Raw genomic sequence first — 15,217 nt, 5'->3', positions numbered from 1 at the left:
GAGCTAGAAGTATCTCAGGCTTTTTAAGTGGTATTTACGCATCACTATGTGCATACCAATTAACTCAGCAGCATAAGCCCACAATTCAAATTATGCAGTCATTGGCTTAAAAAGGATTCGGGTTAATCTATGAAATGCATTCCTCAGAACAGCTAGCATGAGAGTAATGGTAGTTAATCGTTGCTGCCCATCAACTATCCCATAATATGGCTTACTTATCAGATAGGCCACCATTGAGCCAATGAAATATTCATCAGCATTTCCATTTACTACATCATCCCAAAAGGTCTGGACTTCATCTACTTCCCAAGAATATGGTCTTTGAAACCGAGGGATTTTAAAGTAACCTATATTTAAAATATCACTTATATCTTTATCAGCAGCATCGATTTTCATGTATAAAAACCATATTTATATTTCAAATTTTCAACATCTTAACAGTACTAAATAAAATCTAAAAACATTTTATCTATGTAACTGTGACTTATCACTATAGTCATTTTTATACCAATTCCCTATACTCAAACCAACAACACTCAACAAGAATGAAACTTATGAAATTGAAAGCATTCCTTTTGACTGGTCTTGCAGGTCTAACACTTTCTGCATGTACATCTGCACCAACGATTCCACAACTTGAAACTGGTGTATTACAAGAAGTTCAAAACATTGATGTCTACCCAGATACCACAGATAACAAAGCAAAACTGACTAAATTTGTGGATAAATGCGTGATTGAATTTACAGGCAATTTAGAAGAAGCAAAATCGGTTGAACAATGGTCATTTAAAGGCTTAACCCTCATTTCAGGTGGTACAGCAACCTTTGCCAAAGATGGTACAAGTTCAGCACACAATTTTGATTTAAATGCGGCGGATGTACAAAAGAACTTCCTTGCATTACGTGGTCATTTTGCTAAAGATGCGCTTACACAATGTGAATAAATAATAAAAACCATATCTCCAAAATGGAGGTATGGTTTCATTTTTCGTTTAATCTTGAATCATAATCAGTTCAAACCCATAATTTTTAATCATGAAAATCGTAACTAGAACCACACCACAGCAACGCTCAAAACACATATAAGCCACTGTATTTTCATAAAATTACAATAATGCATTAACTTAACCATGTTTCCACACTTCAAACTTCCGCGTATCTGAGCTGTTATTGCATTGTGTGACTTATCGCACAAAACCACTTTTTGCTTTTTTTTACTCTTAAGATGTCCTCTGCTCCAAAAGCGCAAATGCTGAGTGCAACAGCAGCGTTCAATAAAAGAGGACAATTGCAAAGATGAAACCTTTATTTAAAACAACACTGATCACCGCAGCATTATTCGCAACCACTCCACTATTTGCGAACACCGCAGTAGAAACCAATGCGAAAGTTGAAACACAGCAACCGTCTGTACTGCAAAATCTAAAACAAGACATTAATCAGTCTGCGCATACAGCGGGTGACAAAATTGAAAAAGGCGTCGATAAGACCAAAACATTCACCCAAGAAAAATGGCAAGACACCAAAGAATTCAGTGCTGACAAAAAGCAAGATGCAAAAAATAAATGGGCTGACCTAAAACAGTCAAAAGATGAAAAGTCAGATGCAGCGAAAGCCAAGATCGATGCCAAGGCTGAGCAAAATAAAGCTAAGCTTGATGAGCGCAAAGCACAGCTCGATGAAAAAGCTGCAAAAGACAAAGCAAAACTCGATGAACGTAAAAGCAATGTCGACAACAAAGTTAATCAAACCAAGAGCTATTTAGGTGAAAAAGCTCAGGAAGGTCGCCAATTTGCCAGTGAAAAATGGCAACAAACCAAAGCGAATTTCCAAAAAGGTCAAGAAGCCAATGTGAGTGGCAGTAGCAATGTGCAGTTGCAAACGCCTGTGGCACAAGCTGAAGTACATAGCTCACACGAAGCCAGCTTAGGCGCTCACAAATAAGTAAACTGGCTTTCATACCCTCTCCTCCAGAGAGTAGGCTCACCCTTCGGTGGGCCTTTTTTTGCCTTCATCAAAATACAACCGTGTACAAAGCTGTCATTTGCTGTATTGATTTTGCTACGGCAGGTTTTTTTCGCTGCAATTTTTCCTATAATGCGTTAAAACCGTTCATCAGATAGAAAATCTATAAAATTCAGAGGTGAAGCTGTGAAAATTTCATTAAAAGCAACGTTATGCCTAAGCTTAATATTCACGACACCCATGCTTTGGGCACAAGAAAACACAGCAGCGCAAAGTACTGAGCAACAAGCGAAAAAACCTGTGAGCCCTTATGGCGATAATCCAAATTTATTGCATGTGTGGGCCTATAAAGCCCAAGAAGGCGTGGTCGGTGCTGCTAAAAATATTGGTGAAATGACTGAACGTGGAGTTTCTAAAATTAAGCCTTCGGTTGACCAAGCTTGGGACAATACGAAAACTGCTACTCAAAATACAGTGCAACAGGTTGATCAGGGCGCACAGCAAGCCACTCAAAACGTCAATGAAAAATTGAAACAAACCCGTGAAAATATTACAGGTAAAACTAGCCAACCTGCGCCCATTAGCCAACAGTCGTTGAGTGAACCGTCTTCAGGCAATACAATCAATACGGCTCCAAGCAATAATGCGGGGCAAAATAATAATCAATATCCACAAAGTAGCTATCCATCGAGTTCGACGTCTACGACCTATCCAGTGACTGATTTATAATTTAACAGCACATTTAAAAGCTCAACTTTGGTTGGGCTTTTTTAAAACCAAAATTGAATGCTTTTGGTCTTTGGCCTATGCCTATAAAAACAATGAATTAATGAGAAAAAAATGCGAATTTTATTTGGTATCTTGCTTGGTATTCTGCTCTGCGTTGGCTCTGTGATTGGCTTACAACGTTTTCCACAATTGTTGAAAAGTTATCCACAGTTGCAGACTATTTTTCCCCAATTGTACGATTCATACCAATATAACCATGATGCTGAAGGTAAATTATTACAAACCTTAGAAATGCTTGATGACGAAGAATACAAGTCAACTGAAGGCAATGAAGCGACACTGTATCAACTTGATGGTCAATGCAAAATAAACCTCTATGTTTTTGGAGAATCTAATCAATCCCTAACAAGTTATTATTTTCACAATGATCAGATTTTACGTGCCTATGAGACAAATTTGATCTACCCAAATGGTGGCTTTAATCCTGTACCCAATACCAAAGAGCCTTTTAAACTCGAAAAAAGTTATTTACGAATCATGATGCCAAACAGTATCAAGACTGAACTTGAATTTGAGCGGATCAAACATCACTTCAATGCTAAATTTTTGAAAAAATGCTGAAATTTAACTATTAAATTAAGCATTAGGCTTGAGATATCGCCTACGCACAAACGATGCTGTACAGATTTGAATAAGCATCAACAGGCAAAATGGATAGTCAACCCAGACTGATAAATGATCAATATGAGCAACCTCTCCAAAGACAGAAAAATAGACCTGTCCCACAATAATTGGCACCACAACAAGCCATAGTCCCCAATACCAATAGCGATTTAAAAAATCAATAAGCGCTAAGACGCAATGCGCAATAAAAAATACCGAAACCAACACAACTTGTAAGGTCGGCATGAATTTATGAACTTCAAAATCAGGGTTCTGGAATAAATAATTTTCACTGATATTTAGTACATAACTGTACCATGCCCAAGTGATGCATGCGGTAAAGAGAATCAGCATGCAAAATAATCTTAAACTTTTTTTATTGGCAAGATCGACCTGCATAGACATCCCTATTTATATGGAGCATTGTTCAAAAATAATGTTCCTTAAACTCGATTTTAATTCACCTGTCGAATTACCATTCCAGCTTTAAAGGCTTCTACATTTTCCACCAATTGCTGCACAATGCGTTGTCGCGCATCGACGCTGCCCCATGCACTATGTGGGGTAATGATTAAATTTGGAATACTTGGGTCGAGCAGCACATTACCCTGCTTGGGTGGCTCTACCGTCAAGACATCGGTTGCTGCGCCTGCGATCTTTCCTGATTTTAATGCCTCGGCTAATGCAGATTCATTGACAACACCACCTCGTGCGCAATTGATCACAAAGGCCGATGCTTTCATTTGAGCCAAGCTTTCATGATTGAGTAAATCACGAGTTTCATCAGTTAAAGGACAATGCAAACTCAGAAAATCGACCTGCGCCAGCATCTCAGAAAATGCCACTCGCTCAGCCACCATAGGTCGATTCGGTAGCGCACCAATCATAATTTTCATGCCAAAAGCTTTAGCCAAATGTGCCACGGCTTGCCCCAATTCGCCATAGCCGACAATCCCCAAAGTCTTACCAGCCAACTCAATAATTGGAAAATCTAGTAAGCAGAACTGATCCGCTTTTTGCCAATTTCCCTGTTGAACCGCCCGATCATACTGTCGAAAGGATGTCGCCAAGTTCAACATTAACATCAAGGTATGCTGTGCGACCGCAGCGGTGCCATAAGCTTGGCAATTACACACCACGATGCCTTGTTGCTGCGCGTGTACAAGGTCAACGTTATTGGTGCCAGTGGCAGAAATCAAGATCAGTTTTAATTGCGGATTGAGCTGCATGTGCTCAGCATTGATGTGTACTTTATTGCTGATAATCACATCAGCCCCTTGTATGCGCTGAGCAACCTTTGCAGCCGTTGTTGCGGGATAGAGCCTCAAGTCATCAAACTGTGCTTCTAGTCCGCTAAAATCTAAGTCTTGTTTATCTAGAGACTGATAATCTAGAAATACCGCTTTCATGGCTGCTTCCCTTCTGGTCGATTATAAAGATTCGATTGTGGATGATTAAAACCTGTGATGCACCAAAGTGCAATCGAACAGCATATAAAAAAACCCGCTATTTCGCGGGTTTATCGAGATGATGTTGCAGTGAATTTCGAATTTTGAGTATGACATAAATGGTCAGTATCGTAAGTAACAACATACTGCTGCTAAAAATCAGTATGCTTGAACTAACCCCCTGTGCATAGGCTGAACCCATGGTCAGCACTAAGATGAATAATACAGCAAGCATCTGTGTTGAATGCATACTGATACCCCTCATATTCCTTATGATGTTTTGGGCAGTATGGTTGTTTTTTATACTACCTTTCTCTCATCATAATCTCTTCCTACAAATTAGCAAGCTTTGGATTTTCAAACAAATGCCTAGCTTAAATCTGTTCGGGCTGCACCACGAACTGGCAAGACGCATCGGGGTTTTCGACAAAGAAGACTTGACCAAATTCATCGCTACTCAAACGCAGTTCTTTATAGTTGAGCGTGTAATAGCCCACATATTTCTGCATTAAAATCGGATGCATACCTGTCGCAAGCTCATCTTGAGCTAAGACCAGTTTCATTACCTGACGGTCATTCATCACCACCATGTAACGCTCATCTTGGACTTGTACGTATACCAGGCCTGTGCCCTTCGGCTGCAAAGGAATCAAAAACTTGTGATTCAGCGCAATCACACCAGCTGCATAGCTTTCAATTTTTTGGCTAATCACGTTAAACACTAAACCATGATCAAACTGGTCGAGTAACAGGTTACGATTATCCTGAGGTAAAAAGGTCGTGATTCCCAACTTTTGCAGATCTTGCTCACTGACTTGTTTGTTATTAAATAATACCCGTAATAAGGTCTGTTTTTGTTTGGCATCAAAAAATTGTGGATCAAGCTGAAACGAATTACTTTTTAAAATTTCACCCAAGGCATCTCGATGGCGAGTCAGTAAATTTTCGATAACTTTTCGATAATAAAATTTGCTGTTTTTCTTAACCCGACGCATTTTTTGATAAAAATACGGCGCATCAAAAGGATGTCTCAAGAAATCATTTAACAGTTCAGAACTCGCCAACACTGCAATGGCATCATGCCCTGTAAACGGCAGATGCAACACATGCACATGCGGAATTAAAGCCTGTAGTTTTTCAAAGTGAGCGCGATCTTCTGGACAATAAGGATCATACACCACGATATATTCGCGTGTAGTCGATACATCTTCAGCAAGTACTCGCATATTGGCATGCAGATTAGGTTGAAAGAACATGCCATAGCGTGTATCGACAATGTCTTCAGGGTCTATGGAGTACTGCGGCACCATACTGACCACACGATGGAATCCAAATAAATTGGCATACTTAATGGCAGCATAGCCGCCCATGGAACCACCATAGGCAATACGCATCTCAAATTGTTCGAGGATCGGCTTGATGGCTTGATACATCGGTTGCATTGACGATGCTGGAAACCACGATTTTTGTTTCGGCATCACACCGATCACATTAAAATCATATTTTTGCAAAGACTTCTCGGCATTGATGCTCAAGCCCTTGGCACGGGTAATCAAATCACCGAAGGAGAAAATAAGCTCACGAGAACTACCGGGCTGAAAAATGACACGAATTTGATCATCTTCAAAAATGATGTGCTTTTCCATTGTACTTTGCTCCAGTCCTTGTTGCGTCACGCTTTTCCTTCCTTGTTGCATTCAAAGTTTATCTTGTTCCGAATATGCTATTTTATAGAGGCCATACAGATTAAAAAGTGCAGAATATGACACATTCAATACATCCTGCCGCACAACAAGGCTTTAGCTCTGCAGCTGAACTCTATCAACAAGCCCGCCCTGACTACCCGATTGAAATCAGTGCGTGGCTACAACAACATTTAGCTTTAGCCCCTCAAGCCCATCTGGTGGACTTAGGCTCAGGTACAGGCAAATTTCTCGAGTATATTCGCCCACTCAGTGAAAATATCACCGCGATCGAACCTGTGCATGAAATGCTGCAACAATTGCAGAAAAAACATCCGCATATTGCAACTTTAGCCGCCCAAAGTGATCAGATTCCACTGCATGATCATTCTGTGGCAGCGGTATTTTGTGCCCAGTCTTTTCATTGGTTTGCCACCCCTGAAACCCTCAATGAAATCAGTCGTATCTTAGTTCCCCATGGGGATCTTGTATTGATTTGGAACCAGCGTGATATCCAAGTCAATTGGGTCAAACAACTCGCTGATATCTTGAGTGTACTCGAAGGTGACACACCACGTTATCATAGTGGGCAATGGCAAAAAGTGTTTGCACAGCAGCAAACATTTAAATTAATTGCCGAAACGACCTTTCAACAAGTGCATCATGGTACAGTGGAACACGTGGTTTCCAAACGATTATTGTCCACCAGTTTTATTGCAGCGTTAAGCATGGATGAACAACAAAAACTGAAACAACAATTTGAAAATATCGTGGCTGAATCAACCCAAAAGACTGCGCAGGATTTCATTGATTTTCCCTATATCACGCATGTCTATATCTTTAGAAAAACACATTAGGACACGATTATGCTCTTGCCAATCTCTTTAAAAAAACTCAGTGTCATCTTCCTCATGGGTACGGTGCTAGGACTCACTGCATGTGAAAAATCATCAAAAACGGTGGAACAAAATAGTGAAATCAGTTCCGATGATCAAATCATGAAAGAACTGAATAGTGATCCTATTAAAAACTTTGCCAAGACCCCAGATGATCTACACGACCTCACGCTTCTGACGCAATATGACGAGAGCTTTAGTCAAATTAGCGATGAGATGGAAGATGAGCTGATGAAACTGCGTGAGGAAGGCAAACTCACTGATGAATTTGCCACACAGCGTAAGCGTGACAACATCCAGTCGGCGCTGAATATGCTCAAAGAACTCGAAATGAAAACTGAGCAAGGCCGTTATATTCAAGGTTTGATGTATCAGTACTGGGACAATCAATCACAAATTTATCGTGAGAAAAATCAAGCAGCCGATGGTGAGTTAAAAAATCCTAGTGATAGTGTCAAAGGTCTCGGTCAGTTTATTCATGCACAAGAACAATTGGGACATTGGCAGGAACAATATCCTGAACTACAAAAAACTCGACAGCCTTAATCTTCCAACCCTGTTGCAATCTATTCACCCAAATTCAACATGGATGAATGAGAAGGTGACACGAGCTTAAAACTCAACCTCAAGGGCAAATTCATGCCCTTGAGGTGATTGCTCAATCTTGATTTGCGCTATGGTCGTTCAGCATATTGTGGTAAATCACCTGCGATATCATCCCATTCTGCTTTGGATGCGACAAAGATATGACAGGTTGGTTTCTGTGTCAGAGGTGTATCTAAGGTTCCTATTCGTAGACGGTAATAATCAGGCGTTTCAGCCTTAATACTGATGATTGGTGAACCACACTCACTACAAAAACAGCGCTGTGTGGTAGCGGTAGACGCATACTGTTTCAGAAACTGCTCACCGGCTACAATTTTAAAATCTGCTTTAGCAATCGGGGCATTGGTCGCAAATGCTGTACCATTGGCTTTTCTGCACCGAGAACAATGACATTGCACGATCTCACCGACCGGACCATTGATCTCATAACAAACCGCTCCACACAAGCAGCTTCCGGTATATTGTTCTTGTACGCGCATAGTGGTCTTTCTTAGAAGAATTTCATCTCAAAATATCACAACTCCTCAGCAAGATTGTGACAATTTGAAGCGCTTAGCTCTGCAAAGAAACCAGATAGTTTTGAACCCCTTCACCCGCTGCTCGACCGGTTGCAAGGCAGGCTGTTAGTAAATAGCCTCCAGTAGGCGCATCCCAATCCAACATTTCACCGCAAGCAAATACTGCAGGATTGCTCTTCAATTGTAAGCCATCATTTAGGACTGAACGCTTCACACCGCCTGCGCAGCTAATCGCCTCATCTATCGGGCGAAATCCATCAAGTTGAATATCTAAGTGCTTAATTTTCGCAGCAAGTAAGGCCGGCTCATACCATAAAGATTTATCCACCAGTTCACGGACCAGCGCAGCTTTCGCCACATCTAAACCGGCTTTACGCCAAACATTGGTTAAAGACTGCTTCTTTGAAGGCTGTAGTTTCTTTGCCAATTGCTCAACACTTTGATCTGGCAATAAGTCCAAAGTCAGCTGCATGAGCTGAGCAGATTTCACCTGTTGACGCAGAGCTCGACCTTGTTTGTAGATTAATCCACTTTCCAGTCCATAGTGTGAAATAATGATATCGCCTTGGGTCGGCTCGGCTTGATCGACCCATGCATTGACTCGCTTTAAGGGCTGTCCAAACACAGGCTGCATGAACTTCGACCAAACGCGTTCCACACCTGCATTACTGGCCTGAAAAGCTTCAATGCTCTCACGCTGAAGCCATTTTTGCCATGCGCCATCACTGCCTAAACGTGACCAAGACACAGCCCCACATGCCATAATAATCGCATCAAAGCCAAACGCTTGGCTTGATTCATCAACAAGGTTTTGAATTGTCAGCTGATTGGACTGTAAGTCCAAAACTTGATGTCGATAATGAAACTGCACCCCGTCGAGACTGAGACGTTTTAACCATGAACGCAGCAAAGGCGCAGCTTTCATTTCAATAGGAAAGACCCGACCCGATGAACCAATATAGGTTTCAATACCCAGTCCCATCATCCATTGTTGAATCCATGCTGCATCCCACTGCTTAACCCATGGACTCAGCCATTCCACTTGATCATAGCGCTGCACAAATTGTTCAACGGGTTCTGCATGCGAAATATTCAGCCCCGTCTTGCCCGCCATTAAAAATTTACGGGCTGCCGATGGTTTTTGCTCATAAACATGAATGTCATAGTCAAATTGGCTAAGCACTTCCGCAGCCATCAATCCCGCAGGCCCTGCCCCAATGATTGCAATACGCTGAGTCATGCCCAATTATTCCGCAGATGCTTCGGTGGGTTGCTTACCTTGTAGCGGCTGAAAATCATCAAAACGTGTGGTGTAATCTACAGGCTTGGTAATGATTAGCTGCTGACAGAGTTCACCGCGTTCTAGATATTTAATTTCAAAATGCGTGCGTGCTGAAGTCTCTGCAATGCGTTCTTTGACAAAAGGTAGCTTCCAAACATCGATTAACTGCTGCTGCGCTTCCTCAATATATTCAGGAATATTACTGGCCAAGGTAATCTGACCACCCGGCTGCAAACGCGACAATAGAAATTCAAAAAACGGCATATTTAACCAGCGCTGTGCAGGATTATGCGGTTCAGGGTTTGGATACAAAATAAAGAATTGCTGTACTTGCGCAGGATGTAAGGCATGTACTACCCAAGGCAATGCATCAGCGTGAATTGGAGTTAAATTGCTTTGCCCTTCAAGTTGATGCTGCTTTTGCATTGCCACAAATTTTTCACGTGTCCGCTCAACAGCAATCAATTGAAATTCAGGGTGATTGGCTGAAAACAATAATGCATGTTTACCTTTACCAGCCCCAATTTCCACACAAATCGGCGTGGAATCAATCGGCTGAAAATCACGGGGAGCTCGCATACGCTGCGCTTGAAATTGACGAATAGGCATAAACAGATCAAACTAAACAGAACGGCATAAGTCTAACAACTGCGACTGTATTTGCCTAATTGAATCATCCGTTTTTGCTGGAGTTAAGCATGCCCACCACCATGAATTGTCCACGCTGCGGCGCATTGACGACTTGGGAAAATAATGAATATCGCCCGTTTTGCTCAGATCGCTGCAAATTGATTGATCTTGGTGCTTGGGCCAATGACGAATATCGCCTGCCAACCCAAGATGCACCTCAAGCTGATGGTGGCCGTGAGGAAGATCAGTTCTAAATACGTTTAGCTCAAATTTAAATATAAAAAAGTTCCAATAAAAAAGGTCTAACCATGTAGACCTTTTTTTATTTTACCCAATCAAGTTAAAGCGTATTGCTTAACCAGCTTTACCCGCAACAAAAGGATTGTGCTGCTTTTCATAGCCAATGGTACTCATTGGCCCATGCCCAGAAATAAACTGAGTATCGTCAGGTAAACTAAAGCATTCACGCTGAATAGATTCGAGTAATTGTTGATGGTTACCGCGTGGAAAATCTGTCCGGCCTATCGAGCCTTTAAATAACACATCACCCGTCCAGAGCACGGCATATTTTGCGTTATAGAACATGACATGACCCGGTGTATGCCCCGGTGCAAAACGAACTTCAAACTCTTCAGCACCCAGCTTCAAGGTTTCGCCGCCTTCCAACCATTGGGTCACATGGACATTTTCAGGGATCGGGAAACCGTATTTCGCAGAAACCTCCTGAATCATGTCCAACCAAAACGCATCTTCTTTATGCGGGCCAATCACTGGAACATTCCAAGCTTGGGTTAATGCCCCAACCGCACCTGCATGGTCTAAATGGCCATGCGTTAACCACAAGGCTTTGACCGTTAAACCGAGCGCTTCAACTTCGGCTTTTAATTTTTCAGGCTCTCCCCCTGCATCAATCAAGACCGCTTCTTTCGACTCAGAGTCCCAAACAATGGAACAGTTTTGTTGAAATGCCGTAACGGGCACGATTTTAACTTGCAACATAGGGCGAAAACCTCAAGGCGATGAATGGGCTAATGTTTGCTTTAAGGCATCAAGATTAGCTTGAAGTAATAAATTGAGCAATGCGACATGATCATCCCGCGCGTTTAATGCAGGAATATAACCATATTCACCACCGCCTGCAGCTTGGAAAATTTCAGCATTTTGCAGCGCCAACTCTTCTAGCGTTTCCAAACAATCCGCTGAAAATGCAGGGCTCATAACCTGTACCGATTTCACGCCTTGTTTGCCCCATGCGTCCAAAGTGGCATCAGTATAAGGTTTCACCCATTCTTGCTTACCAAAGCGAGATTGGAAACTGATTTGATATTGATCTTCAGTTAAACCAAGCGCTTGCGCGACTAAATGTCCTGTTACACGGCAACGGTCAGCATAGGGATCACCCTTGTCTGCATAAGGCTGTGGAATGCCATGAAAAGACATCAATAACTTATCCGCGACCCCATGCTCCGCTTGATAATCACGCACACTTTGCGCTAAAGCTTGAATAAATAGCGGGTGCTGATAGTAATCACGAATAATACTCAGACCCGGCAAATTGCGTTGCTGCGGAATCCATTGTGCGATCGCATCATATAGCGGTGCAGTCGATGTTGCTGAATATTGTGGGAATAGTGGAAACAGGACGATGTGGTCTTGTGGCTGCTGTGCCAATTGATCTAAAGCTGCTTGAATGCCTGGATTGCCATAGGTCATGGCAGGAACCACCTTCAGTTCAAATTCTGGATACGCTTGAGTTAAATGTGCTTTTACAGCGTCAACTTGCGCCAACAATATTTCACGCATAGGCGAATCATTGCCCCAAACCATTTCATAGGCATGCGCCACACGCTTTGGTCGAAATGGCAAAATGAACAAACGCAAAATCAATTGCCAAATCGGTTTTGGAATTTCAATGACACGCTGATCAGATAAAAACTGTTGCAGAAAACGACGTACCGCAGGCACAGAAGGTGCATCAGGCGTGCCTAAGTTCGCCAGAATAATGGTGACTTTAGCTTTTTCGGCAGACAACATTACACTTTTTCCATCAATTTGAATGACGCTAATGTAGCAGCTTTTTATCTATTTTATAAAACAGATTAATATACAGTTTTAAATTGGAAAACCCGTTCATTATCCAACAAATTACTTTCCAGTAGTTTTTGACCTTTCGAGGTCACTTGCCACAACATGCGTTGACGGTCATCACGTCCATTTGGAATGATCCAATCATTTTGACGCATTTGACTCTTGATACTATGCAAAGCCCGAATATTCACCTGAGCACGAGCAACCGCATGCGCACGAGGCATTTCAACGCGGGCATCTTCCAAACCTGTTTCGTTTAGAAATTCATTCATGCGTTTAGAGAAAAACTCTTCTGGGGTCGGATTGACAAAAGTTGAACCTAAAATCGAAAGCAACTGTGCCCAAGTCATTTTTTTCTGAACTTTCAGCTCTTTAAAATTGCCGTCTTGATAGGCATGCATGCGATATTCAAAAGAGAACACTTCATGCATAGACACTTTCGGTAAGCTCAGGAATGGGTCGACTTCTCGTTTTCCTGATTCTGTTTCGAGCTGTATCAATTTTGCTTTTAAGCGATCAATTTCATCATGCAAAGCTTGGGTATTTTGCGGACGAACCCAACCTGAAACAGGATAGCGCTCTAGCATTTGCGGCATGTTCAATCGCACTGCCATTTCTAAATCACGCAAGGTTCGATAGCTAAAGACTTGATCCACTTCATTTTGCAATAGCTTACGAAAGTCTTTGAATTTTTCACGTAGCTCAGGCTTTTCATCATGCAAAGAAAGATCACGTGAATTTGGATCTTCATGCATAAACACAATGACCGGCTTTTGTTTCGTCACTGCATAAATATATTCAAGGTGCATATAACCCACACCTGAAACAGACTGCTCGCCATACTGACTACCCAGTAAGATCACCACATAATCACAGTCATCAATTTGACGACGCGCAAAAGCCGTACTTAATGGTGTGCGCTGTTCCAACCCCCAAGAGAAAAAACCCATCCCTACAAGAGTCTGTGCCAATATGATCCGTTCTGGCTGCATTTCACTGCCAGATGTGGAAATGAATACTTGATAACGCTTATCGAGCATTAGAGATCCTCTTCCCGTTGCACGCTATATCCAGCACTCAAAAAAGTGGTTGCTGAAACATACAGCATGACTACCCCAAATAGATTTAAATTGTTTTATCTAAAATCGTTCAATCACAATGATTAAAATTCTAAACTTGCCGCCTGAATATTGCAGATTTTCCAAGTGATTTGATCATCTTGAATTAAGCGTGCTACCACAGGTGTTAAGTTTTCCGCATTATTTCCACTGACATAACATTCGATACGCAGTGAATCTTGGCGGTTATGCTCAAATAATAACTCATTTTTAATCAAAATTTGGGCTGTTTGTCGTGCAACCGCAAATCCTGAGTCAATTAATGTCAGCTTCTGACCAAAAATATACTGAATTGCCGATTTTAGGAAGGGGTAATGCGTACATCCAAGCACTAAATAATCTGCACCTGCATCTACAACTGGCTGTAATATCTCAGTTAATGTCTGCAGGCAAGGCTCAGTCATTTGCGCCCCCGCTTCAACAAAGGGCACCAATTCCAAAGAAGTCACTGACAAAACTTGCACCCCTGCAGGTTCAGCAAATCGCTGCATGACATCTTTGATTAATTTACCCCGAAAAGTCGCAGGCGTTGCGAGGACAGCCACAGTTTTACTTTTGGTCTGTAATACCGCGGGTTTTAAGGCTGGAACCAAGCCAATAATCGGAAAATTTTCACCGTAGTGTTCACGCAAATAATCCAAACTAAATGCCGATGCCGTATTGCATGCCACCACCGCGACTTTACACCCCTGACGGTATAACCACTCAATCGCATGTGCAGTCAGTTCACGGATGTCCTGATCTTGACGCGGGCCATATGGAACATGTGCCGTATCCGCAAAATAAACAATCCGCTCATTTGGTAAATAACGTGCGATTTCCAATGCAACAGATAAACCACCAATACCTGAGTCAAATACCCCAATAGGCGCATCAGCAGTCGCTTTTGGCATGGGTACATTTAAGGGGTAAATGGGATGAATGGCGGTCATAGGGTCACTTTAATTTAGATTCAGAATGACAAGGTGGAAAGCTTAAACCTCAGGTGCCTAATTGCAAGTGCAAATCGCCACTTTGTAACACTAAAATGGACTCCCCTTGCTCATTTTCAAGCAGCTCACCCATCTCGACTAAATGAAAAAAAGCTGCACGTTGAATTAAGGCATTTATACCAAAACGAACATGCACATAAGGACGTAGTTCACCCTGATATTCACGCATAAAAATCGGATGTTCCTGATCAACAATAATCAGGTCTTGGGTGGTTGTGGTGAATTGAATATAGTTTTTAGCGTCAATCTCAACGTGATCCACCTGATTGACAAATAAAGGCTCATCTTCCACCTGTATTTCAATTTGTTCCACAGGGGTTTTTAAATAGAATTTCCCATCTTCTTTCCAAAGCACGGTTGAGAACAGATCTATGAGCGCTTGTCGCTTGATCAATTGACCATCGTGCCACCATTCTCCATTGGCTAAAACCTTCAAATCCATTGCACCACAATGCTTTGGATGCCATTGATCTAATGGAGGGATTGACCTTTTGTGACCGGACTGTCCATCTTTTAAGTATTGTGCAATGTTCATTAAATTTCTATCATCCCTATTAATGAATTTTTTCGTCGGGTTTTCGTTCAATTGCTGCTTCATCC

20 protein-coding genes and 1 pseudogene are annotated in these 15,217 nt (G+C 41.9%); 8 read left to right on the top strand and 13 right to left on the bottom strand.

Translation table 11 applies throughout. From position 1 onward, the window contains the following. Nucleotides 1-110: pseudogene (locus FTT77_RS03240) on the top strand (IS982 family transposase); the annotation flags it as partial. On the opposite strand, the gene FTT77_RS03235 reads toward FTT77_RS03240, so the two are convergent. Continuing rightward, a complete protein-coding gene (locus FTT77_RS03235; RefSeq protein ID WP_180108792.1) occupies nt 91-396 on the bottom strand; it encodes a DUF262 domain-containing protein in 306 nt (101 codons plus the stop codon). The pseudogene FTT77_RS03240 and the gene FTT77_RS03235 sit on opposite strands and share 20 nt — an antisense overlap. Before the next feature lie 158 nt (nt 397-554). Between FTT77_RS03235 and FTT77_RS03230 the strand changes: the two genes are divergently transcribed. The 4 genes from FTT77_RS03230 to FTT77_RS03215 all read left to right on the top strand — a co-directional run bounded on the left by FTT77_RS03230 (nt 555) and on the right by FTT77_RS03215 (nt 3,315). Continuing rightward, entirely contained in the window at nt 555-944 is a 390-nt protein-coding gene (locus FTT77_RS03230) for a hypothetical protein (RefSeq protein ID WP_078189759.1), read from the top strand. 352 nt (nt 945-1,296) lie between these two features. Further along, entirely contained in the window at nt 1,297-1,944 is a 648-nt protein-coding gene (locus FTT77_RS03225; RefSeq protein ID WP_168377940.1) for a hypothetical protein, read from the top strand. 261 nt (nt 1,945-2,205) lie between these two features. Further along, nucleotides 2,206-2,694 (top strand): hypothetical protein, encoded by a 489-nt coding sequence (locus FTT77_RS03220; protein ID WP_180108888.1) that lies wholly within the window; start codon nt 2,206-2,208, stop codon nt 2,692-2,694. A gap of 111 nt (nt 2,695-2,805) precedes the next feature. Further along, complete coding sequence (locus FTT77_RS03215; RefSeq protein WP_180108793.1) at nt 2,806-3,315, top strand: hypothetical protein; 510 nt, start codon at nt 2,806-2,808, stop codon at nt 3,313-3,315. A gap of 15 nt (nt 3,316-3,330) precedes the next feature. Here FTT77_RS03215 and FTT77_RS03210 read toward each other — a convergent pair whose 3' ends face one another. The 4 genes from FTT77_RS03210 to FTT77_RS03195 all read right to left on the bottom strand — a co-directional run bounded on the left by FTT77_RS03210 (nt 3,331) and on the right by FTT77_RS03195 (nt 6,451). Continuing rightward, a complete protein-coding gene (locus FTT77_RS03210) occupies nt 3,331-3,756 on the bottom strand; it encodes a hypothetical protein (RefSeq protein WP_180108794.1) in 426 nt (141 codons plus the stop codon). A gap of 56 nt (nt 3,757-3,812) precedes the next feature. Next, nucleotides 3,813-4,766 carry a 2-hydroxyacid dehydrogenase gene (locus tag FTT77_RS03205; protein WP_180108795.1) on the bottom strand — a complete coding sequence of 318 codons (954 nt, stop codon included), beginning with the start codon at nt 4,764-4,766 and terminating at the stop codon, nt 3,813-3,815. Nucleotides 4,767-4,863: 97 nt separating this feature from the next. Then, nucleotides 4,864-5,055 (bottom strand): hypothetical protein, encoded by a 192-nt coding sequence (locus tag FTT77_RS03200; protein WP_078189765.1) that lies wholly within the window; start codon nt 5,053-5,055, stop codon nt 4,864-4,866. Between the two features lie 124 nt (nt 5,056-5,179). Then, a complete protein-coding gene (locus FTT77_RS03195; RefSeq protein WP_180108889.1) occupies nt 5,180-6,451 on the bottom strand; it encodes an alpha/beta fold hydrolase in 1,272 nt (423 codons plus the stop codon). Between the two features lie 116 nt (nt 6,452-6,567). Here FTT77_RS03195 and FTT77_RS03190 point away from each other — a divergent pair, with 116 nt between their 5' ends. Together FTT77_RS03190 and FTT77_RS03185 are read left to right on the top strand one after the other, a co-directional pair. After that, nucleotides 6,568-7,344 (top strand): class I SAM-dependent methyltransferase, encoded by a 777-nt coding sequence (locus FTT77_RS03190; protein ID WP_180108796.1) that lies wholly within the window; start codon nt 6,568-6,570, stop codon nt 7,342-7,344. 9 nt (nt 7,345-7,353) lie between these two features. Further along, entirely contained in the window at nt 7,354-7,929 is a 576-nt protein-coding gene (locus FTT77_RS03185; protein WP_168377944.1) for a hypothetical protein, read from the top strand. Nucleotides 7,930-8,057: 128 nt separating this feature from the next. On the opposite strand, the gene FTT77_RS03180 is transcribed toward FTT77_RS03185, so the two are convergent. From FTT77_RS03180 to FTT77_RS03170, 3 genes are all read right to left on the bottom strand, one after another. Beyond that, the gene (locus FTT77_RS03180) at nt 8,058-8,468 is read right to left on the bottom strand and encodes a GFA family protein (RefSeq protein WP_180108797.1); all 411 of its coding nucleotides are present in this window, start codon (nt 8,466-8,468) and stop codon (nt 8,058-8,060) included. Between the two features lie 73 nt (nt 8,469-8,541). Beyond that, nucleotides 8,542-9,747 carry a TIGR03862 family flavoprotein gene (locus FTT77_RS03175; RefSeq protein ID WP_180108798.1) on the bottom strand — a complete coding sequence of 402 codons (1,206 nt, stop codon included), beginning with the start codon at nt 9,745-9,747 and terminating at the stop codon, nt 8,542-8,544. 6 nt (nt 9,748-9,753) lie between these two features. Next, nucleotides 9,754-10,404, bottom strand: coding sequence for an SAM-dependent methyltransferase (locus FTT77_RS03170; RefSeq protein ID WP_180026647.1), 651 nt, complete (start codon nt 10,402-10,404; stop codon nt 9,754-9,756). An 83-nt stretch (nt 10,405-10,487) separates the two neighbouring features. Between FTT77_RS03170 and FTT77_RS03165 the strand changes: the two genes are divergently transcribed. After that, entirely contained in the window at nt 10,488-10,673 is a 186-nt protein-coding gene (locus tag FTT77_RS03165; protein ID WP_078189771.1) for a DNA gyrase inhibitor YacG, read from the top strand. A 100-nt stretch (nt 10,674-10,773) separates the two neighbouring features. Here the strand turns inward: FTT77_RS03165 and FTT77_RS03160 are convergent, their stop codons facing one another. From FTT77_RS03160 to FTT77_RS03140, 5 genes are all read right to left on the bottom strand, one after another. After that, a complete protein-coding gene (locus tag FTT77_RS03160) occupies nt 10,774-11,418 on the bottom strand; it encodes an MBL fold metallo-hydrolase (RefSeq protein ID WP_180108799.1) in 645 nt (214 codons plus the stop codon). 12 nt (nt 11,419-11,430) lie between these two features. Further along, nucleotides 11,431-12,453, bottom strand: coding sequence for a ferrochelatase (gene hemH, locus FTT77_RS03155; protein WP_180108800.1), 1,023 nt, complete (start codon nt 12,451-12,453; stop codon nt 11,431-11,433). Between the two features lie 65 nt (nt 12,454-12,518). Beyond that, nucleotides 12,519-13,547, bottom strand: a complete 1,029-nt coding sequence (locus FTT77_RS03150; protein WP_180108801.1) for a DUF4062 domain-containing protein — start codon at nt 13,545-13,547, stop codon at nt 12,519-12,521. A 122-nt stretch (nt 13,548-13,669) separates the two neighbouring features. Beyond that, nucleotides 13,670-14,557: a glutamate racemase gene (gene murI / locus FTT77_RS03145; protein WP_168377950.1), complete on the bottom strand. Its 888-nt coding sequence runs from the start codon at nt 14,555-14,557 to the stop codon at nt 13,670-13,672. A gap of 49 nt (nt 14,558-14,606) precedes the next feature. Beyond that, the gene (locus tag FTT77_RS03140; RefSeq protein ID WP_168377951.1) at nt 14,607-15,215 is read right to left on the bottom strand and encodes a DUF1285 domain-containing protein; all 609 of its coding nucleotides are present in this window, start codon (nt 15,213-15,215) and stop codon (nt 14,607-14,609) included. Nucleotides 15,216-15,217 lie beyond the last annotated feature (2 nt).

The organism is Acinetobacter sp. YH01010 (assembly GCF_013420775.1).
GTDB lineage: Bacteria > Pseudomonadota > Gammaproteobacteria > Pseudomonadales > Moraxellaceae > Acinetobacter > Acinetobacter amyesii.
This window is presented reverse-complemented; position numbering and strand designations above follow the sequence as displayed.

What these genes read in the sequence shown, in the direction of transcription:
- FTT77_RS03215 (WP_180108793.1), top strand. Translation starts at nt 2,806, where the DNA reads ATGCGAATTTTATTTGGTATCTTGCTTGGTATTCTGCTCTGCGTTGGC.
- FTT77_RS03205 (WP_180108795.1), bottom strand. Translation starts at nt 4,766, where the DNA reads ATGAAAGCGGTATTTCTAGATTATCAGTCTCTAGATAAACAAGACTTA.
- hemH (WP_180108800.1), bottom strand. Translation starts at nt 12,453, where the DNA reads ATGTTGTCTGCCGAAAAAGCTAAAGTCACCATTATTCTGGCGAACTTA.
- FTT77_RS03210 (WP_180108794.1), bottom strand. Translation starts at nt 3,756, where the DNA reads ATGCAGGTCGATCTTGCCAATAAAAAAAGTTTAAGATTATTTTGCATG.
- FTT77_RS03160 (WP_180108799.1), bottom strand. Translation starts at nt 11,418, where the DNA reads ATGTTGCAAGTTAAAATCGTGCCCGTTACGGCATTTCAACAAAACTGT.
- FTT77_RS03150 (WP_180108801.1), bottom strand. Translation starts at nt 13,547, where the DNA reads ATGCTCGATAAGCGTTATCAAGTATTCATTTCCACATCTGGCAGTGAA.
- FTT77_RS03200 (WP_078189765.1), bottom strand. Translation starts at nt 5,055, where the DNA reads ATGCATTCAACACAGATGCTTGCTGTATTATTCATCTTAGTGCTGACC.
- FTT77_RS03225 (WP_168377940.1), top strand. Translation starts at nt 1,297, where the DNA reads ATGAAACCTTTATTTAAAACAACACTGATCACCGCAGCATTATTCGCA.
- FTT77_RS03235 (WP_180108792.1), bottom strand. Translation starts at nt 396, where the DNA reads ATGAAAATCGATGCTGCTGATAAAGATATAAGTGATATTTTAAATATA.
- FTT77_RS03175 (WP_180108798.1), bottom strand. Translation starts at nt 9,747, where the DNA reads ATGACTCAGCGTATTGCAATCATTGGGGCAGGGCCTGCGGGATTGATG.
- murI (WP_168377950.1), bottom strand. Translation starts at nt 14,557, where the DNA reads ATGACCGCCATTCATCCCATTTACCCCTTAAATGTACCCATGCCAAAA.
- FTT77_RS03220 (WP_180108888.1), top strand. Translation starts at nt 2,206, where the DNA reads ATGCTTTGGGCACAAGAAAACACAGCAGCGCAAAGTACTGAGCAACAA.
- FTT77_RS03230 (WP_078189759.1), top strand. Translation starts at nt 555, where the DNA reads ATGAAATTGAAAGCATTCCTTTTGACTGGTCTTGCAGGTCTAACACTT.
- FTT77_RS03140 (WP_168377951.1), bottom strand. Translation starts at nt 15,215, where the DNA reads ATGAAGCAGCAATTGAACGAAAACCCGACGAAAAAATTCATTAATAGG.
- FTT77_RS03185 (WP_168377944.1), top strand. Translation starts at nt 7,354, where the DNA reads ATGCTCTTGCCAATCTCTTTAAAAAAACTCAGTGTCATCTTCCTCATG.
- FTT77_RS03195 (WP_180108889.1), bottom strand. Translation starts at nt 6,451, where the DNA reads ATGGAAAAGCACATCATTTTTGAAGATGATCAAATTCGTGTCATTTTT.
- FTT77_RS03165 (WP_078189771.1), top strand. Translation starts at nt 10,488, where the DNA reads ATGCCCACCACCATGAATTGTCCACGCTGCGGCGCATTGACGACTTGG.
- FTT77_RS03190 (WP_180108796.1), top strand. Translation starts at nt 6,568, where the DNA reads ATGACACATTCAATACATCCTGCCGCACAACAAGGCTTTAGCTCTGCA.
- FTT77_RS03180 (WP_180108797.1), bottom strand. Translation starts at nt 8,468, where the DNA reads ATGCGCGTACAAGAACAATATACCGGAAGCTGCTTGTGTGGAGCGGTT.